Source organism: Janthinobacterium leeuwenhoeki, assembly GCF_051380795.1.
Classification (GTDB): Bacteria; Pseudomonadota; Gammaproteobacteria; order Burkholderiales; family Burkholderiaceae_D; genus Janthinobacterium.
In genome coordinates this window covers 26092-50324 of record NZ_JBNYXT010000030.1, presented here as the reverse complement: position 1 = coordinate 50324, position 24233 = coordinate 26092, and the positions used below count along the sequence as shown (strand labels likewise).

The 24233-nt window shown below is 60.9% G+C and carries 23 protein-coding genes; 5 read left to right on the top strand and 18 right to left on the bottom strand.

The window, feature by feature from the left end; genetic code table 11:
• Positions 1 to 8: 8 nt before the first annotated feature.
• The 15 genes from nudB to ACQ4WS_RS19900 all read right to left on the bottom strand — a co-directional run bounded on the left by nudB (position 9) and on the right by ACQ4WS_RS19900 (position 15598).
• On the bottom strand, positions 9 to 473 hold the full coding sequence (gene nudB / locus ACQ4WS_RS19970; RefSeq protein ID WP_436478795.1) for a dihydroneopterin triphosphate diphosphatase: 465 nt from the start codon (positions 471 to 473) through the stop codon (positions 9 to 11).
• Between the two features lie 85 nt (positions 474 to 558).
• The gene (aspS, locus tag ACQ4WS_RS19965; protein WP_436478794.1) at positions 559 to 2361 is read right to left on the bottom strand and encodes an aspartate--tRNA ligase; all 1803 of its coding nucleotides are present in this window, start codon (positions 2359 to 2361) and stop codon (positions 559 to 561) included.
• A 63-nt stretch (positions 2362 to 2424) separates the two neighbouring features.
• Positions 2425 to 3066: a DUF502 domain-containing protein gene (locus ACQ4WS_RS19960; RefSeq protein WP_436478793.1), complete on the bottom strand. Its 642-nt coding sequence runs from the start codon at positions 3064 to 3066 to the stop codon at positions 2425 to 2427.
• Between the two features lie 40 nt (positions 3067 to 3106).
• Positions 3107 to 3415 (bottom strand): FmdB family zinc ribbon protein, encoded by a 309-nt coding sequence (locus tag ACQ4WS_RS19955; RefSeq protein WP_436478792.1) that lies wholly within the window; start codon positions 3413 to 3415, stop codon positions 3107 to 3109.
• 79 nt (positions 3416 to 3494) lie between these two features.
• A complete protein-coding gene (locus tag ACQ4WS_RS19950) occupies positions 3495 to 4097 on the bottom strand; it encodes a methyltransferase (protein WP_436478791.1) in 603 nt (200 codons plus the stop codon).
• Positions 4098 to 4116: 19 nt separating this feature from the next.
• Positions 4117 to 5688 (bottom strand): ubiquinone biosynthesis regulatory protein kinase UbiB, encoded by a 1572-nt coding sequence (gene ubiB / locus ACQ4WS_RS19945; protein WP_436478790.1) that lies wholly within the window; start codon positions 5686 to 5688, stop codon positions 4117 to 4119.
• The gene (locus tag ACQ4WS_RS19940) at positions 5685 to 6296 is read right to left on the bottom strand and encodes a ubiquinone biosynthesis accessory factor UbiJ (protein ID WP_436478789.1); all 612 of its coding nucleotides are present in this window, start codon (positions 6294 to 6296) and stop codon (positions 5685 to 5687) included. Before ACQ4WS_RS19940 ends, ubiB begins: the two co-directional genes overlap by 4 nt.
• A gap of 179 nt (positions 6297 to 6475) precedes the next feature.
• Complete coding sequence (locus ACQ4WS_RS19935) at positions 6476 to 7417, bottom strand: Tim44 domain-containing protein (RefSeq protein WP_436478788.1); 942 nt, start codon at positions 7415 to 7417, stop codon at positions 6476 to 6478.
• Between the two features lie 31 nt (positions 7418 to 7448).
• Positions 7449 to 8183, bottom strand: a complete 735-nt coding sequence (gene ubiE, locus ACQ4WS_RS19930) for a bifunctional demethylmenaquinone methyltransferase/2-methoxy-6-polyprenyl-1,4-benzoquinol methylase UbiE (protein WP_010394608.1) — start codon at positions 8181 to 8183, stop codon at positions 7449 to 7451.
• Positions 8184 to 8212: 29 nt separating this feature from the next.
• Positions 8213 to 9454, bottom strand: coding sequence for an RNA polymerase sigma factor (locus ACQ4WS_RS19925; protein WP_436478787.1), 1242 nt, complete (start codon positions 9452 to 9454; stop codon positions 8213 to 8215).
• Positions 9455 to 9456: 2 nt separating this feature from the next.
• Complete coding sequence (locus tag ACQ4WS_RS19920; protein ID WP_436478786.1) at positions 9457 to 9801, bottom strand: YciI family protein; 345 nt, start codon at positions 9799 to 9801, stop codon at positions 9457 to 9459.
• Between the two features lie 98 nt (positions 9802 to 9899).
• A complete protein-coding gene (locus ACQ4WS_RS19915; RefSeq protein WP_436478785.1) occupies positions 9900 to 10349 on the bottom strand; it encodes a gamma-butyrobetaine hydroxylase family protein in 450 nt (149 codons plus the stop codon).
• A 9-nt stretch (positions 10350 to 10358) separates the two neighbouring features.
• A complete protein-coding gene (locus tag ACQ4WS_RS19910) occupies positions 10359 to 10808 on the bottom strand; it encodes an HIT family protein (protein WP_436478784.1) in 450 nt (149 codons plus the stop codon).
• Positions 10808 to 14848 (bottom strand): DUF3683 domain-containing protein, encoded by a 4041-nt coding sequence (locus tag ACQ4WS_RS19905; RefSeq protein WP_436478783.1) that lies wholly within the window; start codon positions 14846 to 14848, stop codon positions 10808 to 10810. Before ACQ4WS_RS19905 ends, ACQ4WS_RS19910 begins: the two co-directional genes overlap by 1 nt.
• Positions 14849 to 15106: 258 nt before the next feature.
• Complete coding sequence (locus ACQ4WS_RS19900) at positions 15107 to 15598, bottom strand: YqaA family protein (RefSeq protein ID WP_436478782.1); 492 nt, start codon at positions 15596 to 15598, stop codon at positions 15107 to 15109.
• Between the two features lie 201 nt (positions 15599 to 15799).
• Here ACQ4WS_RS19900 and ilvA point away from each other — a divergent pair, with 201 nt between their 5' ends.
• The 5 genes from ilvA to rapZ all read left to right on the top strand — a co-directional run bounded on the left by ilvA (position 15800) and on the right by rapZ (position 21103).
• Positions 15800 to 17335 carry a threonine ammonia-lyase, biosynthetic gene (gene ilvA, locus ACQ4WS_RS19895; RefSeq protein WP_436478781.1) on the top strand — a complete coding sequence of 512 codons (1536 nt, stop codon included), beginning with the start codon at positions 15800 to 15802 and terminating at the stop codon, positions 17333 to 17335.
• Positions 17336 to 17446: 111 nt separating this feature from the next.
• On the top strand, positions 17447 to 18289 hold the full coding sequence (gene queF, locus ACQ4WS_RS19890; protein ID WP_436478808.1) for an NADPH-dependent 7-cyano-7-deazaguanine reductase QueF: 843 nt from the start codon (positions 17447 to 17449) through the stop codon (positions 18287 to 18289).
• A 343-nt stretch (positions 18290 to 18632) separates the two neighbouring features.
• Positions 18633 to 19115 (top strand): PTS sugar transporter subunit IIA, encoded by a 483-nt coding sequence (locus ACQ4WS_RS19885; protein WP_034753339.1) that lies wholly within the window; start codon positions 18633 to 18635, stop codon positions 19113 to 19115.
• Between the two features lie 36 nt (positions 19116 to 19151).
• Positions 19152 to 20087 carry an HPr(Ser) kinase/phosphatase gene (gene hprK, locus ACQ4WS_RS19880; protein WP_034753337.1) on the top strand — a complete coding sequence of 312 codons (936 nt, stop codon included), beginning with the start codon at positions 19152 to 19154 and terminating at the stop codon, positions 20085 to 20087.
• Positions 20088 to 20239: 152 nt separating this feature from the next.
• Entirely contained in the window at positions 20240 to 21103 is an 864-nt protein-coding gene (gene rapZ / locus ACQ4WS_RS19875; RefSeq protein WP_035824128.1) for an RNase adapter RapZ, read from the top strand.
• Here the strand turns inward: rapZ and ACQ4WS_RS19870 are convergent, their stop codons facing one another.
• The 3 genes from ACQ4WS_RS19870 to ACQ4WS_RS19860 form a co-directional block, all read right to left on the bottom strand.
• Positions 21104 to 22189 carry an enoyl-CoA hydratase/isomerase family protein gene (locus ACQ4WS_RS19870; RefSeq protein WP_436478780.1) on the bottom strand — a complete coding sequence of 362 codons (1086 nt, stop codon included), beginning with the start codon at positions 22187 to 22189 and terminating at the stop codon, positions 21104 to 21106. It abuts the gene before it with no gap.
• A gap of 136 nt (positions 22190 to 22325) precedes the next feature.
• A complete protein-coding gene (gene hpf, locus ACQ4WS_RS19865) occupies positions 22326 to 22685 on the bottom strand; it encodes a ribosome hibernation-promoting factor, HPF/YfiA family (RefSeq protein WP_436478779.1) in 360 nt (119 codons plus the stop codon).
• Positions 22686 to 22754: 69 nt separating this feature from the next.
• Positions 22755 to 24233, bottom strand: a complete 1479-nt coding sequence (locus tag ACQ4WS_RS19860) for an RNA polymerase factor sigma-54 (RefSeq protein ID WP_436478778.1) — start codon at positions 24231 to 24233, stop codon at positions 22755 to 22757.

Below are 24233 nucleotides of genomic sequence, written 5' to 3'. Positions count from 1 at the left end.
TAGGAAAATCAGATGGGGCGCGCCAGGCCCGTCATCGCCGGCAATTGCAGAATCGCTTCCGCGTTGGATGACGAGAAACAGCGGTCGGCCGCCGCCAGGTAAGGCAGCCACGCGTATTGCAAGTGTTCGCGGGGGCTCAGGGTAATGGCGATGTCGCGCGGCACTTGCACGCTGAACACGTGTTCCGTGTTGCGCGTCACACCGGGCGCATAGCGGTGGCGCCAGATAGGATAGATCTCGTACACATTCGACAAGTTCCAGTCGCGCAGCACGATATCGCGCCCGTCGGCAACGATGCCGGTTTCCTCGCACAATTCGCGGGCGGCCGTCTGCAGCAGCGGTTCGTCAACGGCGTCGACGGAACCGGTCACAGATTGCCAGAAACCGGGCTGACCCGCGCGCTCGATCAGCAAGACGTCCAGATCAGCCGTATGAATGACGACCAGCACGGAAACGGGAATTTTATGGGTCATATCAACAATGAAAAAGGCGCCTCGTCAGCGCCTCTTTTTGCATAGCATTATCAAACAGCGGCCGCCGCAGCGGCCGCATGCTGCTTTACGCTACTTTTGGCTCGGCGCCACGCAAACGGATGTGCAGTTCGCGCAATTGCTTCTCGTCCACTTCCGACGGCGCTTGTGTCAGCAGACACTGGGCGCGCTGGGTTTTCGGGAAGGCGATCACGTCACGGATCGAATCGGAACCCGTCATCATGGTCACGATACGGTCCAGGCCGAATGCCAGACCGCCATGCGGTGGCGCGCCGTATTGCAGGGCGTCAAGCAGGAAGCCGAACTTCAGCTGCGCTTCTTCGGCATCGATTTTCAACGCACGGAAGACCTTGCTTTGCACTTCTTCGCGGTGGATACGGATCGAGCCGCCACCCAGTTCCCAGCCGTTCAAGACCATGTCGTAAGCCTTGGCGATGCAGGCGCCCGGATTGGTTTCCAGCATGTCTTCATGGCCGTCTTTCGGCGCCGTGAACGGATGATGGGTCGCCGTCCAGCGGTCCGCTTCTTCGTCGTGCTCGAACATCGGGAAGTCGACCACCCACAATGGCTTCCACACGTCCTCGAACAGGCCGGCTTTCTTGCCGAACTCGCTGTGACCGATTTTCACGCGCAGCGCGCCGATGGCGTCGTTGACGACCTTGGCCTTGTCGGCGCCGAAGAAGATCAGGTCGCCGTCTTGCGCGCCCGTTTGCTCGAGAATCGTGGCCAGCACGTCGGCAGGCAGGAACTTGACGATCGGCGACTGCAAGCCTTCAGGACCCTTGGCTTTCTCGTTGACCTTGATGTAGGCCAGACCCTTGGCGCCGTAGATGGCGACAAACTGGGTGTAGGCGTCGATTTCCGAACGGGGCATGCTGCCGCCTTGCGGTACGCGCAGGGCCACCACGCGGCCGCCCTTCATGTTGGCGGCGCCGTTGAAGACCTTGAATTCGACCGATTTCATGACTTCGGTCAAGTCCGTGAAGGCCAGCTTGACGCGCATGTCCGGCTTGTCGGAGCCGTACAGGCCCATCGCTTCGGCGAAATCCATCACCGGGAACGGGTTCGGCAGGTCGATGTTCAAGGTGTTCTTGAAGACGACGCGTATCATGTCTTCGAACAGGTCGCGGATTTCCTGTTCCGTCAGGAACGAGGTTTCGCAATCGATCTGCGTGAATTCAGGCTGGCGGTCAGCGCGCAAGTCTTCGTCGCGGAAGCACTTGGTGATCTGGTAGTAACGGTCGAAGTTAGCAACCATCAACAGTTGCTTGAACAACTGTGGCGATTGCGGCAAGGCGAAGAAGCTGCCCGCGTTAACGCGCGACGGCACCAGGTAATCGCGCGCGCCTTCTGGCGTGGACTTGGTCAGCATCGGCGTTTCGATGTCGATGAAGCCCAGCGCGTCGAGGTACTTGCGCACTTCCATCGTCACCTTGTAGCGCAGGCGCAGGTTGTTTTGCATTTGCGGGCGGCGCAGGTCCAGCACGCGGTGCGTCAAACGCGTCGTTTCCGACAGGTTGTCGTCGTCCAGCTGGAACGGCACGGGCACGGACGGGTTCAGCACTTCCAGCTCCGAGCAAACTACTTCGATCTTGCCCGATTTCAGGTTGTTGTTGATGGTGCCGTCGATACGGCTGGTCACGACGCCCGTCACGCGCAGGCAGAATTCGTTGCGCACGGCTTCAGCGACCTTGAACATTTCCGCTTGTTCCGGGTTGCAAACGATTTGCACCAGGCCTTCACGGTCGCGCAAGTCGATGAAAATCAGGCTGCCGTGGTCGCGGCGGCGATGTACCCAGCCGCACAGGCTGACGGTTTGTCCCAGCATGGCTTCGGTAACGAGGCCGCAGTATTCAGTACGCATAGACATAAAATTCTCAGTTCAGGTTAGTGAGTGTTCAATCCGGCCACGTCCCGCATGGGACGCCTGCCTTTATTCTTTGGCTGCCGGGGCCGGTACAGCAACAATTTCCGCAGGCGCTACCACGCCCATCGAGACGATATATTTGAGCGCCGCATCGACGCTCATGTCGAGTTCGACGACATCGCTGCGCTTCATCATCAGGAAAAAGCCCGATGTCGGATTCGGCGTTGTCGGCACGTACACGCTGACATAGTCGCCCACCAGGTGGTTCGCCGCATCGCCGCCCGGCACGCCCGTCAGGAAAGCGATGGTCCAGGAGTTCTGGTGCGGATACGGCACCAGCACGGCCTTGCGGAAGGCATTGCCCGACGGGGAAAACAAGGTATCGGACACTTGCTTGACGCTGGAATACAGGGAATTGACGATGGGTATGCGTTGCAGCAACTTTTCCCACAGTTTCACCACGTAATTGCCGACCAGGTTATTCGTCAGCAATCCCGTGAAGAAAACGATCAGTACCGTCAATACCGTCCCCAGGCCGGGAATGGAGCTCAGCGGAGGAACCAGGTGGCCGAACCAGACGCTGGGCTTCGTACTGCCGGGCACCAGCAACAGCGACTGGTCCATCGTGCTGATCACCAGATTCAGGACCCAGGCGGTAATGGCCAGGGGCACCAAAATCAGCAATCCGGTAATAAAGTATTTACGCATCAGTTTCTCGGTAATGGATCGTATCGGCGCGGCGCGCTTTTCAGTCCGCTTTCGGCGCGGTTGCAGCCGGGGCGGGCGCAGGCGCAGCAGCAGGCGCGCTCTCGGCAGCCGCGGCAGGCTTGGCGCCATCGGCCGGGCCCGTGGGAATGGCCGTAGTGGGCGCCGTGCCGCCGCGGAAATCGGTTGCGTACCAGCCAGTGCCCTTCAACTGGAAACCGGCGGCCGTCAATTGTTTCTTGAAACTGGGCTTGCCGCACGACAGGCACACCGTCAGTACTGGATCGGAGATCTTTTGCAAGACATCCTTGGCAAAACCACACTCGTCACAACGGTAAGCGTAAATCGGCATCTCTACTCCGAGAAAATCATCAAAAACCCTGAATTATAAAGCTTTTCCTTTGTCGCCAGCGGAAATTGCCCCGCCCGCCTCAGTCTGCCCGGCGGCGCCAGCTCATCCAGCGCTCCTTGCCAGCGAAGACGGCAATGGAATCATCCACGGCCTCGTCGGCCAGGCAGTCGAAATGCGGCGCCAGCAATTCCTGCAGTGTCTCACGAGAGATGCCAAATGGCGGCCCCTTGGCATTGTCGTCAAAGAAAAAGTAACCGGCCAGCATGGCGCCCGGCGCCAGCAGCTGCGCCCAGCGGGCCGCCACTTGCGGCCACATGGCGCGCGGCATGGCGCACAGGAAAGCCCGTTCATAGATCAGGTCCAGCGGCGCGACAGTCTCCCAGGCAAAGAAATCGGCTTCCACCACCTGCCCTGCCCGTTCGCCGACGACGGCGCGCGCAGCGGCCACGGCGGCCGGCGCAAAGTCGATGGCCGTGGCATCCCAGCCGTGATCGAGCATGAAGACCAGCTCATAGGCCGAGCCGCAGCCGGGAATCAGGCAGCGCAGCGGCGCCGGGCTGCCGGCAACGAAGCGGCGCAGGCGCGCGGGCACGCCGCCGTGGTCCCAGGGCGTAAATTGCTGCTCGAAACGCTCGTCCCAAAAGGCGGGCGAGAGCGGATCGCGGGTATGGAAGTCAGCCATCACTTACGTCCTCAGCCAGTTAAAACGGCAGTTGATGCCAGCGCATGAATACTTGCAAGCCCAGCGCGCCGAGCGCGAAGGCGCCCACGAAGTACACGATAAAGCTCAGCAAGCGGTTCGTCTGGCGTTGCTCAGCCAGCAAGGTTTTCATCAGTTCCACATCGTTTTCACGCGGTTCGCCATGCACCGTCAAAGCCTGGTGCAGCAAGCGCGGCAGTTGCGGGAAGATGTGCGCATAACGGGGCGCCTCGGCGCGCAGGCGCTCCATGAAGCCTTGCGGCCCCACCTGGTTGCTCATCCATTTTTCCAGATACGGCTTGGCCGTTTGCCACAGGTCCAGTTCCGGGTCCAGCTGCCGGCCCAGGCCCTCGATATTGAGCAGGGTCTTTTGCAGCAGCACCAACTGCGGCTGCACTTCCACGTTGAAGCGGCGCGAAGTCTGGAACAGCCGCAGCAAAACCTGCCCAAAGGAAATATCTTTCAGCGGACGGTCGAAGATCGGCTCACAGCAGGCGCGCACGGCCGCTTCCAGCTCATCGACGCGCGTGTCTTTCGGCGCCCAGCCCGATTCGATATGCGCCTCGGCCACGCGCTTGTAGTCGCGGCGGAAGAAGGCGAGGAAGTTTTGCGACAGATAATCCTTGTCGTAGTCGTTCAGGGTGCCCACGATGCCAAAGTCCAGCGCGATGTAGCGGCCGAACGATTCCGGTGCGATCGACACGAGAATATTTCCCGGATGCATGTCCGCATGGAAAAAGCCGTCGCGGAACACTTGCGTGAAGAAAATTTCCACGCCATCGCTGGACAGCTTGCGCAAGTCGACGCCGGCCGCCACCAGGCGCTCGGTCTGCGAGACGGGGATGCCAACCATGCGCTCCATCACGATGACGCTGCTGGAACAGTAATCCCAGTGCATTTCCGGCACCAGCAGCAAGTCCGAGTTGGCAAAGTTGCGGCGCAGCTGGCTGGCGTTGGCCGCCTCGCGCATCAGGTCCAGTTCGTCGTGCAGATATTTGTCGAACTCGCCCACCACCTCCTTGGGTTTCAGGCGCTTGCTGTCGGCCCACAGGCGGCTGGTCCAGTCGGCGGCGATGTGCATCAGGGCCACGTCTTCGTCGATCAGTTTTTTCATGCCTGGGCGCAAGACCTTCACGGCCACTTCACGGCCATCTTTCAGGGTGGCGAAGTGCACCTGGGCAATCGAGGCGGACGCCACCGGTTCGCGCTCGAAGTTGGCAAACAGTTGATCCGGGTGCGCGCCGAGCGACTTGGTGATCTGTGCGATGGCCAGGTCGGAATCGAAAGGCGGCACCCGATCTTGCAGGCGCGCCAGTTCTTCGGCGATGTCGGGCGGCATCAGATCGCGGCGGGTCGACAGCACCTGGCCGAATTTGACGAAGATCGGACCCAGCTCTTCCAGCGCCAGGCGCAGGCGCAAGCCCCTTGGTGGCGACAGGTCGCGCCAGAAAATCAGGGTGTCGATCAATTTGGCGGTGCGGGGAACTTGCAGACCAGAAATCGCTATCTCATCCAGACCGTACTTGATGGAAACACGGATGATTTTAAACAGGCGCAGGAATTTCAATATCATGTAGACAAATCCGGTGAGGAGGACTGCGGCTGGACGGCGGCAACCGCCTTTTCCAGCCGGGCAAGGCGCTTGGCCAGGCGTTCGACGTCATCGCGCACGCGCGTCACGCCAGCGGAATACTCTTGCAGGGTGGAGGGACGGATCAGCATGGGCTGTTCATCGAGAAAATATTCGGCCACGTTTTCCGCCAGCTTTTGCTGGCCCGTGCGGACAAAGGCGGCCGCCTCCTTCGCGCCGGCAACGAGGCGCGTGGCCAGCATGGGGCCGAATACCTTTTCCAGGTCATGTTCCGCTTCCCAGCGCAAGCCCTTGCTCAATTGCGAAATCGCATTGGCAAACTCGGCATCGCCTTCGATCTTGACGTAGGAAAACGCCCGCTCGCGGTGTTGCAGGATCAGCGGCACATCGGACAATTTCACGCGGATGGTGACGTTGGCCGGCATGTCGGCTGGCGCCGCTTCCAGCATGCCGGCGCTGTCGACGCGCAGGCGCAAGGCCACGGCGCCCGTGTCGATGCAGGCCAGCTTGCCGGCGTGCACGGCCAGCTGCTGGCGCGCCCACGGCTCTTGCGCCAGCAAATGGTTGATTGTCGCGATGACAGGCGTCATCAAAGAAAGATCGGAAAGTGGTGCCATCTATATACAGCGCGCCAGGCGCGCCCCTAAAAAGAAAAAACCGCCCGTAAAATAACGCGGGCGGTTTCGATCTTACCAGTTCAGCAGGAAATATCTGTTAAGCATCATGCATTCGGCATGGACTTAAGCCATTATTCAGCAAGTTTTGACAATTAATTCAATTGCTGAATGCCTGCCAGGACCCAGCCGCTGTTGCCGCTGACGGGTTTCGACATATTCCACACTTCAGCGAACGGTTCCGCTGCCGCGCCCGGCGCCGAACGGATCAGGCCCGTAAACTTCACGCTGGCCAGATAATCGTTGACGCTCGTCTCGATGCCCAGCAGTTCGGCATCGATGGTGACGACATCCGTAAAGTCTGGCTGCGCGCCACGCTCCTGGATTTGCATGCGCAGTTCCGCATACACTTCCGGCGACGTGAATTCGCGGATATCGTTGACGTCCGCCTTGTCCCAGGCCGCTTGCAGGCGAATGAAATTGCTTTTCGCGTGGCGCAGGAAGGCTTCCTTGTCGAAGTCGGCAGGCACGCCCCATGGCGCGGCAGCCGGGGCCGGCTTGTCCAGGCCGACGCCGGACGAGACGGGTTGCAGCGGCGGCAGCGGTGGAATGCGCGAGCCGATGTCAGGCACGTTGCCGGCCGGTGCCGGCTGATTGCCGAAGCCGGCGAACGGCGCATTGCCGCTGGTATTGTTGTCGCGCTTGCCACGCACCATGCGGTAGATGAAGTAGGCCACGCCGGCCAGCAAAGCCACCATCAGCAGGGTGCTGATCATGCTGGCCAGGGCGCCGCCCAGGCCAAAATGCGACAGCAGCGCGCCCAGGCCCAGGCCCAGCAAGGCGCCGCCCAGCAAGCCCTTCCAGCGGCTCGGTGCCTTGGCGGCAGGTGCCGGTGCAGGGGCTGGCGCAGGTTGCGCCTGGCGCGGCGCGGCAGCCGGTGCCGGGGTCGGCGCCGGTGCGGGCGCCTGACGGCCCACGTTTTGCGACTGGCGGCCAAACGAACGGCCACCGCCCATCGGACGGGCCAGCGCCTCGCCCAGCATGGATACCGTGGTCGCGGCCAGCATCATGCCGACCATAAATTTCTTCAATTTCATTCCATCTCCTAAAATCACCAACGTTGATGCATTACATCTTGATGCCGGTATGCAAAGCGGCAATGCCTGCCGTCAAATTGTAGTACTGCACGCGCTCCAGGCCCGCCGTTTCCATCATGGTCTTCAGCGTTTCCTGGTCCGGGTGCATGCGGATCGATTCTGCCAGATAGCGATAGCTTTCCGCGTCGCCGGCGATTTTCTGTCCGAACCACGGCAAGACCGAGAACGAATACAGGTCGTACGGCTTTTGCAGGGGAGCTGCCACCTTGGAAAACTCCAGCACCAGCAGCTTGCCGCCCGGTTTCAGCACGCGGCGCATTTCCGCCAGAGCCACATCCTTGTGCGTCATGTTGCGCAGGCCAAAGGCCACGCTGACACGGTCAAAATAGTTATCGGGAAACGGCAGTTTTTCCGCGTCACACAACAAGGTGGGGGTGAGCAAGCCGCGATTCAAGAGGCGGTCACGGCCGACGCGCAACATCGACTCATTGATATCGGTCAACCAGACTTCGCCCGTCGGGCCCGCCTGCCTGGCAAAGGCCTTCGACAGGTCGCCCGTGCCGCCGGCGATGTCGAGCACCTTGAAGCCGGGGCGCACACCCGCGTTGGCAATGGTAAACGTCTTCCACAGACGGTGCAGCCCGCCCGACATCAAGTCGTTCATCACGTCGTATTTGGCAGCGACGGAATGGAACACCTTGGCGACTTCGCGCACTTTGTCGTCTTCTGCAACTGTTTTGTATCCGAAATGGGTCGTATTGGTCATGGTAGGCAGTCTGTTTGAACTTGGGAGCATTATACAAGCGGCAGGCGCATTTCCCCGTGACGCCGGAGAAGGTATTGCCTTTCCACTGCATTCGAAGCCAGCATTGCCGCCCGGGCATACGCCGCCAGCGCCCCCGGCCGGTCGCCCTGGCGGCGCAGCAAGTCGGCCCGGGCCGCGTGCAGATAATGCGAGCTGGCAAGGCTGGGCACGGCTTCCAGGCGCGCCAGCCACGCCAGGCCGTGTGCGGCGCCGTGCGCCATGGCGCAGGCGATCACGGCATTGAGCAAAATCAAGGGTTCCGGCTTGTGCCGCAGCAAGGCGCCGTACAGGGCGCTGATCTGGCGCCAGTCCGTCTGGCTGGCCGTGGAAGCTTTGGCATGCAAGGCGGCAATCGCCGCCTGCAGCTGGTATGGTCCCGGCGCGCGCGCCGGCAAGGCCTGCTCCAGCACGGCCAGTCCCTCGGCAATCAAGTCCCCCAGCCACAGGCGCCGGTCCTGCTCTTCCAGGGTCAGCAAATATCCGTCGGGCGCGAGGCGGGCCGGGCCGCGCGACGCCTGCAGCAGCATCAGTGCCAATAAACCCTGCACTTCCGGCTGGCCCGCTTGCAGGCTGTCGAGCAGCCGCCCCAGGCGCAGCGCTTCCGCGCACAAGTCCGCGCGCAGCAGGGTGTCGCCGCCGCTGGCGCAATAGCCTTCGCTGAAGACCAGGTAAATCACGTGCAACACTTGCGCCAGCCGTTGCGGCAATTCTTGCGCCGGAGGCAACTCGAAAGGGATGCGCGCTTCGGCGATCTTGCGCTTGGCGCGCAATAGCCGCTGCGACAGGGCCGCTTCCGCCAGGCCGAAGGCGCGCGCGATCTCGGCCGTGGACAAGCCACACAGGGTGCGCAAGGCCAGCGCCACCTGCGCCTCGGGCGCCAGCGCGGGATGGCAGCAGATGAACAGCAGGCGCAGGCGGTCGTCCTCGATAGCGTGCGTTTCATCAACCTCGGCCGCCGGCAGGCGCGACAGCATGGCCTCGGCATCAACGACGCTCTTGCCCGCGCGGCGCACGTGATCGAGGCCAGCATGGCGCGCCACCGAACTGAGCCAGGCGGCAGGATTATCGGGAATACCCGTGCGCGGCCACAGTTCCAGCGCCTTGCGGCACGCTTCCTGCAACACATCTTCCGCCAGGCCCAGGTCGCCGAAACGCCGCATCAGGCCGGCCAGCACCCTGCCCCGCTCCTGGCGAAAGACGTGCTCGACGGCCAACAGGGCGTCGCCCGCCATGCTCAAGCCGTGACGGGCCGCACTTCGATGGTGCCCAGGGACGCTGCCGGGCAACGCCCGGCCCAGGCCAGCGCCTCGTCCAGGTTGGCGCAAGCTAGCAGATAGTAGCCGCCCAGTTGCTCCTTGCTTTCCGCAAACGGCCCATCCGTGATGACAGGCTTGCCGTTTTGTACACGCACGCTGGTGGCGCTGCGCACGGGCGCCAGCTCCGCGCCGCCGCGCAGCACGCCGGCCGCCTCCAGGGCTTGCGTATAGCTGGCAAAGTCGGCCATCAGGCTGGCCATCTGGCCCTCTTCCATCGTTTCATAACGCGCCTCGTCGGCGTAGATCAGGATCATGTATTCCATAGTCTCTTCTCCAAAAGAAAAATGCCCGCAAGCGCGGGCATTCATACGACGAACGGGGCGGCGGCAATCCGACAAGCTTACCGCATTATTTTTTCACCTTAGTGTTTATGCCCGCAGCTCGAACCGTGGACGTGGCCGGAAGATTGCTTGACCGTCATGTCGGCCTTGGCGTCGCGGCCGCTGTCGCCCGGATAGCCGGCGGCCGCCAGGCGGTCCAGGTAATCCTGCCACAGGCTCGCTTGCTGTGCGCCCAGCTTGTACAGATAGGCCCAGGTGTACAGGCCGGAATTGTGGCCATCGCTGAAAGTGGGCTGCACGGCATAGTTGCCGACCGGTTCCAGGCCCGTGATGCCGACCAGGCGCTTGCCTAATTGCAAGGTTTCCTGGCCCTTGCCATGGCCCTGCACTTCGGCCGACGGCGAGTACACGCGCAGATACTCGAACGGCAGCGCAAATGTGCTGCCATCGTCGAAAGCCACGTCGAGCACGCGCGACTGGTTGTGCACGGTCAAGCCGGTGGGTTGGGGCGTTGCTACTTTTTCAGTCATGACAATACTTTATGCGGATAAACGTTGAATGATGGCGGCGCGCAAGGCCGGCAGCAGGGCGCGGCGCGCGGCCAGCACGGCGGGCGCCGTCTCGCGCTGGATCACCGCCCAGCTGGGATTGGGGAAATGCGCATCGTCGCGGTAGCGGGGAATCACGTGCCAGTGCACGTGCGGCGTCATGTTGCCGAAACTGGCCACGTTGACCTTTTCCGGCTGCATCACTTCACGCACGGCCAGCTCGACTTGCCACACGACTTCCATGACGTAATTGCGCTCGCCGGGCGTCAAATCCGTCATTTCCTTCACGTGTTTGTTCCAGATCACGCGGCAAAAGCCGGGGTAGCTTGGATCATCAACGGCCACGACGGACAAGCGCTCGCTGCGCCACAGCAAGGCTTCACAGCCCTGCTTGTTGGCAAAGCCATCGAGCAAGTTGCACAGATCGCAACTCGTGGACATCACACCAGCACCCGTTCGATGCCGCCGTCATTGGCGCGTTTCACGTAATCCGGCATCCAGTTCTCTCCCAGCAAGTGTTTGGCGATCTCGACGACGATGTAGTCGGCCGTGGTGCCCGAATCATCATTGTAGCGCGAGAGTCCTTGCAGGCACGACGGGCAGCTGGTGAGTATCTTCACGTCGCCCGTGAAACCATCGCCGCGCAGCTTGTCGGCGCCCTTGACCATCTCTTCTTCCTTGCGGAAACGCACTTGCGTGGAAATGTCGGGACGCGTGACAGCCAGCGAACCGGATTCGCCACAGCAACGGTCATTCTTCTCGATCTTCACGTTATCCACCGTGCTGATCAGGGAATTGATGGTCTTGCCCGACTCTTGCAACTTCATCGGATTATGGCATGGCTCGTGGTACATATAGCGCGTGCCATTGACGCCTTCCAGCTTGACGTTTTTCTCCAGCAAATACTCATGGATATCCATGATGCGGCAGCCTGGGAAAATCTTTTCAAACTGATACGTTGCCAGTTGGTCATAGCAAGTGCCGCACGAGACGAGCACCGTCTTGATGTCCAGGTAATTGAGCGTGTTGGCCATGCGGTGGAACAGGACGCGGTTGTCCGTCATCATCTTCTCGGCCTTGTCGAACTCGCCCGCGCCCCGCTGCGGATAACCGCAGCACAGGTAGCCCGGCGGCAAGACCGTCTGCACGCCCACTTCCCACAGCATCGCTTGCGTGGCCAGGCCCACTTGCGAGAACAAACGTTCCGAACCACAACCTGGGAAGTAGAACACGGCTTCCGTATCGGCCGTGGTCGTCTTCGGATTGCGGATGATCGGGATGACTTTATCGTCTTCGATGTCGAGCAGCGCGCGCGCCGTTTTCTTCGGCAGGTTGCCCGGCATCTTTTTGTTAATGAAATGAATCACCTGCGCCTTGACGGGCGGCTTGCCCGTCGATGGCGGCGGCGCCTTGGTTTGCTTCTTGGCAAATTTCTTCAGCAAATCGTGGCCCAGGCGCTGCGCCTTGTAACCCCAGCCGATCATGACCTTGCGCGTGGCATTGATGGTCACGGGATCGGTGGCGTTGAGGAACAGCATTGTCGCCTTGGTGCCCGGATTGAAGCTTTTCTTGTCCATCTTGCGCAGCAAATTGCGCATGTTCATCGACACGTCACCGAAGTCGATATTCACGGGACAAGGCGTGACGCATTTATGGCATACCGTGCAGTGGTCGGCCACGTCTTCGAACTCTTCCCAATGCTTGATGGAAATACCGCGCCGCGTCTGCTCTTCGTACAGGAAGGCTTCGATCAGGGACGAGGTCGCCAAAATCTTGTCGCGTGGCGAATACAGCAAGTTGGCGCGCGGCACGTGGGTCGAGCAGACGGGCTTGCACTTGCCGCAACGCAAGCAATCCTTGACGCTGTCGGCGATGGCGCCGATATCGCTTTGCTGCATGATCAAGGACTCATGGCCCATCAGGCCGAACGATGGCGTGTAGGCATTGCGCAAGTCGGCGCCCATGCCTGGCAGGTTCAGCAATTTGCCCTTGTTGAAACGGCCTTCCGGATCGATGCGCTGCTTGTAGCTGCGGAATTCGCCGATTTCTTCTTCCGTCAGGAATTCCAGCTTGGTGATGCCGATACCATGCTCGCCGGAAATGACGCCATTCAGCGAACGGGCCAAAATCATGATGCGGCCCACGGCTTGGTGGGCGTCCTGCAGCATTTCGTAATTGTCCGAGTTGACGGGCAAGTTCGTATGCACGTTGCCATCGCCCGCATGCATGTGCAGCGCGACAAACACGCGGCTACGCAAGATGCGCGCGTGAATCGCCGTGGCCTCGTCTAGGATCAGCTTGAAGGCCGCGCCGTTGAAGATCTGGCGCAGCTGGGCGCGAATTTCCTGCTTCCAGGTAATGCGCACAGTGCGGTCCTGCACCACGTCAAACAGGGTGGCGGTCGGCTGTGTTGCCAGGCGCGCATCGAACACGGGCAGCAAGCGTTGCATGCCCAGTTCGGCCAATTCGCCCTTCACGTCGGCCAGCGGACGGTCCAGCTGAGCCAGCAAATACGTCCAGCGTGCCGTGACTTGCGCCAGCAGCAGCTGCGCCTGCTCGGCGCGATCGCCCAGCATTTCCGCATCGTCGACGCGGTCGTCGGAAGCATCGTCGCTCTTGCCTACTGGCAAATTACCCTTGGCGAAGAATTCGCTCAGGGCCTCGGCCAGTTGCAGTTTATTCTTGATCGACAGCTCGATATTGATGCGTTCGATGCCATCCGTGTATTCGCCCATGCGATTGAGCGGGATCACCACGTCTTCATTGATCTTGAACGCATTGGTGTGCTTGGCGATCGCCGCCGTGCGGGCACGGTCGAGCCAGAATTTCTTGCGCGCTTCCGCGCTGACGGCAACAAAGCCTTCACCCACGCGGGTGTTAGCGATACGCACTACTTCCGACGCCGCTTGCGCGACGGCATTTTCATCGTCGCCGACGATGTCGCCAAACAGGGCCATCTTCGGCAGCACGCCCCTTTTCGACTTGGTGGCGTAGCCGACGGCGCGCAGGTAGCGCTCGTCCAAATGCTCGAGGCCCGCCAGGCGGATGGTCGTGTATTGCTCGCCCTTGGCCGGCAAACCATCGAGGTAATCCTTGATTTCCACGATCGACGGAATCGCGTCGCGCGCCTGGCCAAAGAATTCCAGGCAGACGGTGCGGGCAAACTTCGGCATCTTGTGCAAAATCCAGCGCGCCGACGTGATCAGGCCATCGCAGCCTTCTTTCTGGATGCCCGGCAAGCCGGCGAGGAATTTGTCCGTCACGTCCTTGCCCAGGCCCTCCTTGCGGAACTTGCGGCCGGGAATTTCCAGGATTTCCGTCTTGAACGGTGCGTTCGGCTTGGTCGCGTCGCGCGTGCTGGGGTGACGCCATTCCAGCTGGAAACGTGCCAGGGCGATATCGTGAATCTTGCCCAGGTTATGGTCCAGGCGGGTGACATCGAGCCAGTCACCATTCGGGTCGACCATGCGCCACGATGCCAGGTTGTCCAGCGCCGTGCCCCACAGCACGGCTTTCTTGCCGCCCGCATTCATGGCAACGTTGCCGCCGATGCAAGAAGCGTGCGCCGAGGTCGGGTCGACGGCGAAGACGAAGCCGGCCTTTTCGGCCGCTTCCGATACCTTGTTCGTGATCACGCCCGCGCCCGAATTGATCGTCGCGTATTCGTGGCTCAATCCAGGCAAGACCGTCATTTCCACGGCACCCAGAGTAATGAGTTTTTCCGTGTTGATGACGGCCGACATCGGCGTCAGGGGAATCGCGCCGCCCGTGTAGCCGGTGCCGCCGCCACGCGGGATGATGGTCAGTCCCAGCTCGATACAGCCCTTCACCAGGCCGGCCATTTCCTCTTCCGTGTCGGGCGTCAGCACGACGAACGGGTATTCCACGCGCCAGTCGGTGGCGTCGGTCACGTGCGACACGCGCGTCATGCCGTCGAAACGCACATTGTGCTTTTCCGTGTAGCGGCCCAGCACCTTGACCGTGCGCTTGCGCAAGTCATAGGTCTTGCGGAATTCGTCGCCGAAATCGGCCACGGCCTTGCTGGCTGCTTTCAGCAGCAGTTCCACATTCTTGCTGCGCGCCTGCGCCACTTCCGGCGCTTCACCGGCAGCAAGCGCGTCGCCGCCGGCCGCATCGATGGACAGGCGGCGCTTGTCGACTTCGGCCAGGCGGTGATGCAAGGCATCGATCAAGCCCTGGCGGCGCTTCGGGTTGTCGAGCAAGTCATCCTGCAGGTAGGGATTGCGGCGCACGACCCAGATGTCGCCCAGTACCTCGTACAGCATGCGGGCCGAACGGCCCGTCTGACGGGCGCCGCGCAGCTCGTCGAGCAGGCGCCAGGAGTCCTCCCCCAACAGGCGTATGACGATCTCGCGATCGGAAAACGACGTGTAGTTATACGGGATTTCGCGCAGGCGGCTTGCTGCGGGACCATTCGGCGTTTCTGCCAGTAAAGCTTGGAGTTGTGCGGGAGCGTTCATGGAGTGTGGTGACGATGTGGACTGGACCCTAAAGGCCCATTTTATCTTATTGCGCCGCACCATGCCGGAACAGCCTTAGGCCGCCTAAGGTTTAAGCACCGCATCCAACGCCATAGCAAATACGGAAAAGCCCTATTTTGCATGAATAAAAAACCAGCTTTGGAGGTTTTTCAACGCAAAAATGCCAAGAATAGGACTCAGTCACAAACTATCGAACTGCCCAAAAATGGGGCAAATTGGCGTTGCAGGCAGCCCCATTCACGCCAGCATTTGTCCAATCCTGTGCCATACGCCATCGGGCACGTACAACAGCAAGCCCGTCATCGTCAGGTAGCGCGCGCACTTGCCGACGGCCATGTAGGCCACGCTGGGCCAGAACGGCAGCTTGAGCCAGCCCGCCAGGGTGCACAGAGGGTCGCCCACGATGGGCAGCCACGCCAGCAGCATGGTCTTGGCGCCATAGCGGGCCAGCCAGCGGAACCAGCGCGTATCGCGCTCCTTGGCGAACGCCTGCTTGGCCCGGTAGCCGAGCCAGTAGTCGACGACACCGCCCAGGGTATTGCCCAGGGTGGCGACGCCGATGGCAGCCCAGAACAGCGCCGGATTGGCCTTGATGACGGCAAACACGGCCGGCTCCGAGCCGAGCGGCAACAGGGTGGCGGAAATAAAGCTGATCAGAAAGATCGATGTCAGCCCGACTTCCGGTGCTGCGATCAGCTGAAGCAGCCAGGCGATTGCGGATTCGATCATGGAACACTTCGCGATGCAGTAAGGCTCTCCATTATAATGAAGAGCAGCTTGCGCGCCGCACAATCGGCGACGGCCGGCAAAGGCAGACCCGCCCGCAGTTCCACAGAGCATGATTGTCGCCAGGCTATCCGCCGCGGCGCCGCCGCTATCGCCCGACACGTTCCAGACCCTTTCTGGCCCAGAATCACTTGCTTGCAGACTATGAACATCGACTACCTCAAGAAAATCCTGACCGCCCGCGTCTATGACGTCGCTACCGAAACGCCACTGGAACTGGCCCCTGCCCTGTCGCAGCGCCTGAACAACCAGATTTACTTCAAGCGCGAAGACATGCAAAGCGTGTTCAGCTTCAAGATTCGCGGCGCCTACAACAAGATGGCTCAGCTCAGCGATGCGGAACGCAAGCGCGGCGTCATTTGCGCCTCGGCTGGCAACCATGCCCAGGGCGTGGCCCTGTCGGCCGCCCGCATGGGCTGCCGCGCCGTCATTGTCATGCCGACCACCACGCCCCCCGTCAAGATCGACGCCGTCAAGGCCCGCGGCGGCGTGCATGTGGAGATCGTGCTGCACGGCGAGTCCTACACGGATGCTTACAACCACGCGCTGACCCTGGAAAAAGAACAGAAGCTGACCTTTGTGCACCCGTTCGACGACCCGGACGTGATCGCCGGCCAGGGCACGATAGGCATGGAAATCCTGCGCCAGCATGCCGGCCCCATCCACGCCATCTTCGTCGCCATCGGCGGCGGCGGCCTGATCGCTGGCGTGGCGGCCTACGTCAAACAGATTCGCCCCGACATCAAGATCATCGGCGTGCAAACGGTCGATTCGGATGCCATGGCGCGCTCGCTGAAAGCGGGCGAAAGGGTCACCCTGCCGGACGTGGGCCTGTTTTCGGACGGCACGGCCGTACGCCTGGTGGGCGAGGAAACCTTCCGTTTGGCGCAGCAATATGTCGATGAAGTCATCATCGTCGACACGGACGCCATCTGCGCCGCCATCAAGGATGTGTTCACGGATACGCGCTCCATCCTGGAACCGGCCGGCGCGCTGGCCATCGCCGGCGCCAAAGCCTATGTGGAGCGTGCCAGCCTGAGCAAGCACCCCATCGTCAACCAGACGCTGGTCACCATCGCCTGCGGCGCCAACATGAATTTCGACCGTTTGCGCTTCGTCGCGGAACGGGCCGAACTGGGCGAATTCCGCGAAGCCGTGTTTGCCGTCACCATGCGTGAACAGCGGGGCAGCTTCAAGCGCTTCTGCTCGCTCATCGGCGCGCGCAACGTGACGGAATTTAACTACCGCATCAGCGATGAAAAAGCCGCGCACGTGTTCGTCGGCATCCAGATTGCCGACCGGCATGAGTCGAGCGTACTGGCGAAGACCTTCGAGGAACACGAATTCAAGACGCTCGACCTGACCCACGACGAGCTGGCCAAGTCGCATATCCGCCACTTGGTCGGAGGCAAGAGCCGGCTGGCGCAGGACGAGCTGCTGTACCGCTTCGAATTCCCCGAGCGCCCCGGTGCGCTGATGCGCTTCCTCGACAGCATGGCGCCGAACTGGAATATTTCCCTCTGCCATTACCGCAGCCAGGGCGGCGACGTGGGCCGCATCCTGATCGGCCTGCAAGTGCCACCCGACGAGATGGGAGAATTCGCCCGCTTTCTCGATACCTTGGGCTACCGTTATTGGGATGAGAGCAGTAATCCCGTCTACAAACTGTTCCTGGGGTAATAAGCCCAACTGCAAATACTGGGGTCGTACCCTGCAGGGTACGACCCCAGTCGTCGCCGTTGGGTTGAAATAGGCTACCATGCGTCCTTGACCGAACTAAGCCACACGACCATGACCACCACCAACGACCTCGCCGAACAATCCCCCCTGGGCAAAAGCTCCGCCTACCGCACCGATTACGCGCCGGAATTGCTGTTTCCGATTCCGCGCCAGGGCAAGCGCGACGAGCTGGAACTGCACGGCACCTTGCCCTTCTTCGGCCTCGATATCTGGAATGCGTATGAATTGTCGTGGCTGAACCAGCGCGGCAAGCCGCAAGTCGCCATTGCCAAGGTCAGCGCGCCAGCCGATTCGCCGAACATCATCGAGTCGAAATCGTTCAAGCTGTACCTGAACTCGTTCAACCAGACCAAACTGGACAGCCCGGATGCGCTGCTGGCCCTGCTCAAGCAGGATTTATCGACTGGCTTCGGCGCGCCCGTGCAAGTGGAACTGACCTTGCAGGAAGATTTCGGCAAGCTGAAAATGGGCGAATTCAACGGCGTGCTGCTGGACCGTCTGGATCTGGAAATCACGCAGTACACGCCCTCGCCGCTGCTCTTGAAGGCGGCGTTCGATGATGCGCCCGTGGAAGAAAAACTCGTCTCGCACTTGCTCAAATCGAATTGCCTGGTGACGGGCCAGCCCGACTGGGGCAGCGTGCAGATCGAGTATGCGGGACCGCAGATCGACCAGGAAAGCCTGTTGCGCTACCTGATCGGTTTCCGCGAACACAATGAATTCCACGAGCAATGCGTGGAGCGCATCTTTGTCGATATCTTGCGTCAATGCAAGCCGCAAAAGCTGTCCGTGTATGCGCGCTATACGCGCCGCGGCGGCCTCGATATCAATCCATGGCGCAGCAACTTCAGCACGGGAGCGATGCCGGGCAATCTGCGCAACGCCCGTCAGTAACGCCAGGTAACACCGCGCAACACCACAAAACCATGCCAGCAGGAATGTTGGCTGTGTTTTAAAACAACGTTGCAGTAGTGCCGTGGAGCATGTCAAAGACGCTGAAAAATCGGAAAATCGCCATTCGGCGGCGTAAAAACCGGCGCGCCGCGTGTTTTTAATCAGGAAATAGCCGATACACACCGTTGTTATTTTTTTGCCAAAATGTTGACCATGCGGGCTGTAGCGCCCACTGCGCCCGCAGCGGGCGTATACTGTTGAGAATTGGCGTTACAGGCCGCCGAAACAGGCCTATAATTCGGCTCGCAAGCCCTCTGCGCATTGCACCATTTCATTGAGTGTCATGACTAATCTTAGCAAAATACTATCTCTCGAAAACGTCCTGCTGGACCTGGAAGTCTCCAGTAAAAAGCGCGCCTTCGAGCAAGCCGGCCTGATCTTCGAAAACAATTACGGCATCGCCCGCTCTACCGTCTCGGACAATCTGTTTGCCCGCGAACGCCTGGGCTCGACTGGTCTGGGCCATGGCGTGGCCGTGCCGCATGGCAGAGTCAAGGGCAGCAAAACCTTGAAATCGCCGCTGGGCGCCTTCGTGCGCCTGGCCGAACCGATTCCGTTCGAGTCGCCCGATGGCAAGCCCGTCAATTTGCTGTTTTTCCTGCTGATTCCCGATCATGTCACCCAGCAACATCTGGAAATCCTGTCGGAAATCGCCGAAATGTTTTCCGACGATGCCTTCCGCACGGCGCTGGCCACGGATCCGGAACCGAAATCCGTGCATTCGCGCATCGTCAATTGGCAACCCAGTCTGCAAGCGGCGGGTTAAACTTCAGGTATTCCTCCACTCCTGAAGAAGACTGCCATGTTGCAAACGCCACTGACGATACAACGCCTGTACGACGATAATCGTGAAAGTCTGCAACTGGGCTGGTTCGCCGGCTTCCCCGGCGGCGAGCGCCTGATCTCGGGCGACGTTTCGTCGGCCGCCGACCAGGTGGGCCACTTGAACCTGATCCATCCGGGCCGCATCCAGGTCTTTGGTCACCAGGAAATCAATTACTACCAGCGCCTGAAGGTCAATACCCGCACCCACGTGATCGGCGAACTGATCGCCGGCGGCCCGCCCGCGCTGATCATCGCGCAGGGGCTGGAAACGCCGCCCGACATCCTCGCCATCTGCGATGAGCAAAACATCCCCCTGTTCTCGACCCCGCTGCCGGCCGCGCAAGTGATCGACTTCCTGCGCGTCTACCTGTCGAAAAAGCTGGCGCAGCGCATCATCATGCATGGCGTATTCATGGACGTGCTGGGCGTGGGCGTGCTGATCACGGGCGATTCGGGCCTGGGCAAGAGCGAACTGGGCCTGGAACTGATCTCGCGCAGCCACGGTCTGGTGGCCGACGACGCCGTCGAATTCTCGCGCATCGCGCCGAACATGATCGAAGGCCGCTGCCCGCCCCTGCTGCAAAACCTGCTGGAAGTGCGGGGCCTGGGCTTGCTCGACATCAAGGCCATCTTTGGCGAAACGGCCGTGCGCCGCAAGATGCGCTTGAAACTGATCGTGCACCTGGTGCGCCGCAACGCGCTGGAAGAAGAAGTCGAGCGCCTGCCTTTCCTGTTCCCCACGGAAGACGTGCTGGGCTTGCCCGTGCGCAAGGTCGTCATCCCCGTCGCCGCCGGCCGCAACATCGCCGTACTGCTGGAAGCGGCCGTGCGCAACACGATTTTGCAGCTGCGCGGCATCGACACCTTGCAGGAGTTCATGGAGCGGCAGAGATTGGCAATGAGTGGCGATTAAAAGCGTAGGTCGGATTAGCGGGGCAAAGCCCCGTGTAATCCGACAACATTGTTGACGTGTGCAGCAAAGAAATACCACAGTCTAAATTGCAATAATTTGTAAAGATAGTTGCCTCGGGAGCGCAGCGCCGATCTTTATTGTATGATCGGCGTATGCATATCGTCCTTATCACCGGAATATCCGGCTCCGGTAAATCCGTCGCGCTCAATGTGCTGGAAGATACCGGCTATTATTGTGTCGACAACCTGCCACCGGCCTTGCTGCCCAGCCTGGTGCAAACCCTGCTCGACGAAGGTACACCGCAACTGGCCGTCGCCGTCGATGCGCGCAGCGCCGAGTCACTGACCAGCCTGCCGCACAATGTGGCCCTGCTGCGCGACCAGGGGCACGACGTCAAGGTCATGTTTTTGACGGCCACCACGCATTCGCTGGTGGCGCGCTTCTCGGAAACGCGGCGCAGCCACCCCCTGTCACACGAATTGCGTCCGAACCAGAATCCGGCCAGCCGCCGCACCCTGATCGAGTGCATCTCGGAAGAGCGCGAACGCCTGTCGGCCATCGAACAGCTGGGCCATGTGATCGACACGTCGGAACTGAGCGCCAACAAATTGCGCGCCTGGATCAAGGATATCGTCGCCTCCGAACGCGCCCCGCTGACCTTGTTCTTCGAATCGTTCGCCTTCAAGCTGGGCGTACCGCTGGACGCCGATTTCGTCTTCGACGTGCGGGCCTTGCCCAATCCCTATTACGATCTGGCATTGCGCCCCCTCGACGGCCGCGACGCGCCCGTGATCGCCTTCCTCGACGCGCAACCGAGCGCGCTGGAACTGCTGGCCGACATCCGCGCCTTCATCGAGAAATGGTTGCCGTCATTCAAGTCCGACAACCGCAGCTACCTGACGGTGGCCCTGGGTTGCACGGGCGGCCAGCACCGCTCCGTGTACATGGCGGAGCGGCTGGCGCAATACTTCGGCCCCAACGAAAGGGTCGTGCTACGCCATCGCGAGCGCTCCTAGTTAATCCAGATGCCGCAGCGGATGCGCGGCGTCCGGCCAGACGGGGGAAAAGAAGCGCGTCACCATGGCCGCGTCGACCTCGTCCAGGCTGGATGGGTTCCAGCGCGGCGCATTGTCCTTGTCGACCACCAGCGCGCGCACGCCCTCGAGCACTTCGCCATGTTCGAAATTGTGGCGCACCACGCTGCGCTCCATGCGCAGGCAATCGGCCACGCCCAGGCGGGCGCCGCGCTGCAGCAATTCCAGAGTCACCGACATCATCAGCGGCGAACGCAGGCGCATGGCCGCCAGCGCCTTGGCGGCGAACGCACTGTCATCCTGCGCCAGCGAGGCCATGATGGCTGCCACGGATGGGGCGCCGAAATGGCGGTCCAGCGCTGCGCGCGCCATCGCCAGGGAAGATACCCCCGCCTCGGCCTGGAACGGCGCCGCCAGCGCCTTGATGGCCACCGGCAAGGCCTCGCCCGGCGTCGACTCGAACAGGGACAGCAGCGCCCCCATCTGCGCCTCAGGCAGGTAGACATCGGCCAGGCCCGTGTACAGGGCATCGGCCGCGTTGATCGTCAAGCCCGTCAAGCCCAGGTACAGGCCCAGCTGACCGGCCAGGCGGGAAAGAAAATAACTGCCGCCCACGTCGGGAAACAAACCGATATTGACTTCCGGCATGGCCATGCGCGTGCGGCCCGTGACGATGCGCAGGCGGTTGCCTGCCCCGGCTTGCGCCACGCCCATGCCGCCGCCCATCACCACGCCATCCATCACGGCAATATACGGTTTCGGATAGAAATGAATCACATGATTTAAAGCATATTCTTCCGTAAAGAAATCTTCCAGCTGGGCGCTGCCGCCTTGCGGCGTAGCCAGGCCCGCATCGTAAAAGAAACGGATGTCGCCGCCGGCGCACAGGGCTTTTTCGCTGCTGGAGCGAATGATGACAGCGTCCACCTGCGGATCGTCGCGCCAGGCCAGCAGGGCCGCGCTCAGGGTGCGCACCATCTCCAGCGACAGGGAATTCAAGGCTTTCGGGCGGTCGAGCACGATGTGGCCCGTGTGGTTGCGGATGGAGGTGTGGACGAAGTCGCTCATGGCAAAATGGAAAGAAGTGAGAACGGGCACATTCTAGCGCCTGTGAGGGAGACATAGCGCTCAACAGCTACTGGCGCAAAAAAGGGCGCACTGTGCGCCCTTAGTTGATCACAACCGGTTGAAAGTCGCAGGCCGCTTAGGCGGCGGCGAATTCTTCTTCCGAATTGTCTGGCAGATGCTTGATCGCCTCTTTACCGTGCCCTTGCACTTTGGTTTTGTATTTCATCACTTGCCTATCGAGCTTGTCGATCAGGCTATCGATTGCGGCATACAGGTCTTGCGCCAGGCTTTCCACATAGACAGTTTTGCCACTCAGGCGCAGGTTGACTTCGGCCTTTTGACGTTTTTCTTTCTCTTTGAGGTTATCCACGGTCAGAATCACGGCAATATCGATGACTTGATCGAAATGACGTTTCACGCGCTCCAGCTTCGTTTGTACGTATTCACGGATGGCTGGTGTCACTTCGAGATGATGTCCGCTGATGGTGAGATTCATACACACTCCTAAAGATGATCGGGTTCGTGCGGTCCATCCTATCCGGCCCGCAGAGGAACCGAAAAAAACTTACAAACACTTACGCAGGCTCACTGGCGGAATTTTCAACGCTTCCCGGTATTTGGCAACAGTACGTCGCGCAATCACCATGCCTTGTTCCCCCAGCATGTCCGCAATCTTACTGTCGGATAAAGGATTTTTAGGGTCTTCTGCTCCTGTCAGTTGCACGATCAATGCCCGTATCGCCGTCGATGACGCTTCGCCCCCCGCTTCGGTGGCGACGTGGCTACCAAAGAAATATTTCAACTCGAACATGCCGTGCGGGGTCAGCATGTACTTTTGAGTTGTTACCCGCGAGATAGTGCTCTCGTGTAAACCCAGTGTATCAGCTATTTCACGGAGCACAAGGGGGCGCATGGCAACGGCGCCATGCGAGAAAAAGTTCTTTTGTCTTTCTACTATCGCCTGCGCCACGCGCAGGATCGTGTCGAAGCGCTGGCGCATATTCTTGATCAGCCACTTGGCTTCCTGCAACTGTGCGCCCATGGCGCCCTCGCCCTTGCCCTGCTTCAACAAGTTGGCGTACATGGCGTTGACGCGCAGGCGCGGCATGACGTCGTTGTTCAGGGTGACTTGCCAGCCATTGCGCGCGCGCTTGACGACGACGTCGGGCACCACGTAATCGGACACGTCCGAGGCAAACACGGCGCCCGGATGCGGATTGCACTGACGAATCACGGTCTGCGCTTCGCGCAAGTCTTCATCGTCGCAATCGAGGGCTTTTTTCAGCTTGTTGAAATCGCGCTGGGCAAACCAGGCCAGGTGCTTTTCCACGATGACGAGGGCCATGCGGCGCGTCACCATGGCGATATGCGGCAAACGCTTGATTTGCAGGGCCAGGCATTCGGAGGCATTGCGCGCGCCCACGCCCGGCGGATCAAAACTTTGCAGCAGCGACAAGGCCGTGCGCATCTCGTCGGCGTCGATTTCCAGCTCTTCCGGCAGGCGCGCCAGGATCTCGTCGAGCGACTCTTCCAGGTAGCCATTGTCGTCGAGCGCGTCGATGATCAGCTCGACCAGCGCGCGGTCGCGCAATTCGAGCACCGTCACGCGCATCTGCTCCATCAGGTGTTCGCGCAGGGTGCAGTGATGGGCTTCGAGTTGCGGGCGCGAATCTTCGTCATCGGGCGCCTTGCCCCGGCTCGCCTCGCTCCAGTCGCTGTCGCCGCCGTCCGCAGCGGCCGGGCCCTCGCTGGCCTCGCCGTCAAAGGTTTCCGCTTCCGCCGGCGCCGCCGGCGCTTCCTGGCCAGGCGGCTGGGGCGGTGCTTCTGCCGGCGCGGCCGTGGAACTCAAAGCCCCGTCGGACAGCAGGCGCAGCGAACGGTCGAGCGGATCGTCCAGGCGCTCGAGCAAGGGATTGTCCGTCAGCAATTGCTCCAGTTCCTGGTGCAATTCCAGGGTAGACAATTGCAACAGGCGTATCGATTGCTGCAACTGCGGCGTCAGTGCCAGGTGCTGCGAAGTGCGCAGCTGCAATGATTGTTTCAT

Coding starts and splice junctions, on each gene's coding strand:
- nudB (WP_436478795.1), bottom strand. CDS start 473: ATGACCCATAAAATTCCCGTTTCCGTGCTGGTCGTCATTCATACGGCT.
- aspS (WP_436478794.1), bottom strand. CDS start 2,361: ATGTCTATGCGTACTGAATACTGCGGCCTCGTTACCGAAGCCATGCTG.
- ACQ4WS_RS19960 (WP_436478793.1), bottom strand. CDS start 3,066: ATGCGTAAATACTTTATTACCGGATTGCTGATTTTGGTGCCCCTGGCC.
- ACQ4WS_RS19955 (WP_436478792.1), bottom strand. CDS start 3,415: ATGCCGATTTACGCTTACCGTTGTGACGAGTGTGGTTTTGCCAAGGAT.
- ACQ4WS_RS19950 (WP_436478791.1), bottom strand. CDS start 4,097: ATGGCTGACTTCCATACCCGCGATCCGCTCTCGCCCGCCTTTTGGGAC.
- ubiB (WP_436478790.1), bottom strand. CDS start 5,688: ATGATATTGAAATTCCTGCGCCTGTTTAAAATCATCCGTGTTTCCATC.
- ACQ4WS_RS19940 (WP_436478789.1), bottom strand. CDS start 6,296: ATGACGCCTGTCATCGCGACAATCAACCATTTGCTGGCGCAAGAGCCG.
- ACQ4WS_RS19935 (WP_436478788.1), bottom strand. CDS start 7,417: ATGAAATTGAAGAAATTTATGGTCGGCATGATGCTGGCCGCGACCACG.
- ubiE (WP_010394608.1), bottom strand. CDS start 8,183: ATGACCAATACGACCCATTTCGGATACAAAACAGTTGCAGAAGACGAC.
- ACQ4WS_RS19925 (WP_436478787.1), bottom strand. CDS start 9,454: ATGGCGGGCGACGCCCTGTTGGCCGTCGAGCACGTCTTTCGCCAGGAG.
- ACQ4WS_RS19920 (WP_436478786.1), bottom strand. CDS start 9,801: ATGGAATACATGATCCTGATCTACGCCGACGAGGCGCGTTATGAAACG.
- ACQ4WS_RS19915 (WP_436478785.1), bottom strand. CDS start 10,349: ATGACTGAAAAAGTAGCAACGCCCCAACCCACCGGCTTGACCGTGCAC.
- ACQ4WS_RS19910 (WP_436478784.1), bottom strand. CDS start 10,808: ATGTCCACGAGTTGCGATCTGTGCAACTTGCTCGATGGCTTTGCCAAC.
- ACQ4WS_RS19905 (WP_436478783.1), bottom strand. CDS start 14,848: ATGAACGCTCCCGCACAACTCCAAGCTTTACTGGCAGAAACGCCGAAT.
- ACQ4WS_RS19900 (WP_436478782.1), bottom strand. CDS start 15,598: ATGATCGAATCCGCAATCGCCTGGCTGCTTCAGCTGATCGCAGCACCG.
- ilvA (WP_436478781.1), top strand. CDS start 15,800: ATGAACATCGACTACCTCAAGAAAATCCTGACCGCCCGCGTCTATGAC.
- queF (WP_436478808.1), top strand. CDS start 17,447: ATGACCACCACCAACGACCTCGCCGAACAATCCCCCCTGGGCAAAAGC.
- ACQ4WS_RS19885 (WP_034753339.1), top strand. CDS start 18,633: ATGACTAATCTTAGCAAAATACTATCTCTCGAAAACGTCCTGCTGGAC.
- hprK (WP_034753337.1), top strand. CDS start 19,152: ATGTTGCAAACGCCACTGACGATACAACGCCTGTACGACGATAATCGT.
- rapZ (WP_035824128.1), top strand. CDS start 20,240: ATGCATATCGTCCTTATCACCGGAATATCCGGCTCCGGTAAATCCGTC.
- ACQ4WS_RS19870 (WP_436478780.1), bottom strand. CDS start 22,189: ATGAGCGACTTCGTCCACACCTCCATCCGCAACCACACGGGCCACATC.
- hpf (WP_436478779.1), bottom strand. CDS start 22,685: ATGAATCTCACCATCAGCGGACATCATCTCGAAGTGACACCAGCCATC.
- ACQ4WS_RS19860 (WP_436478778.1), bottom strand. CDS start 24,233: ATGAAACAATCATTGCAGCTGCGCACTTCGCAGCACCTGGCACTGACG.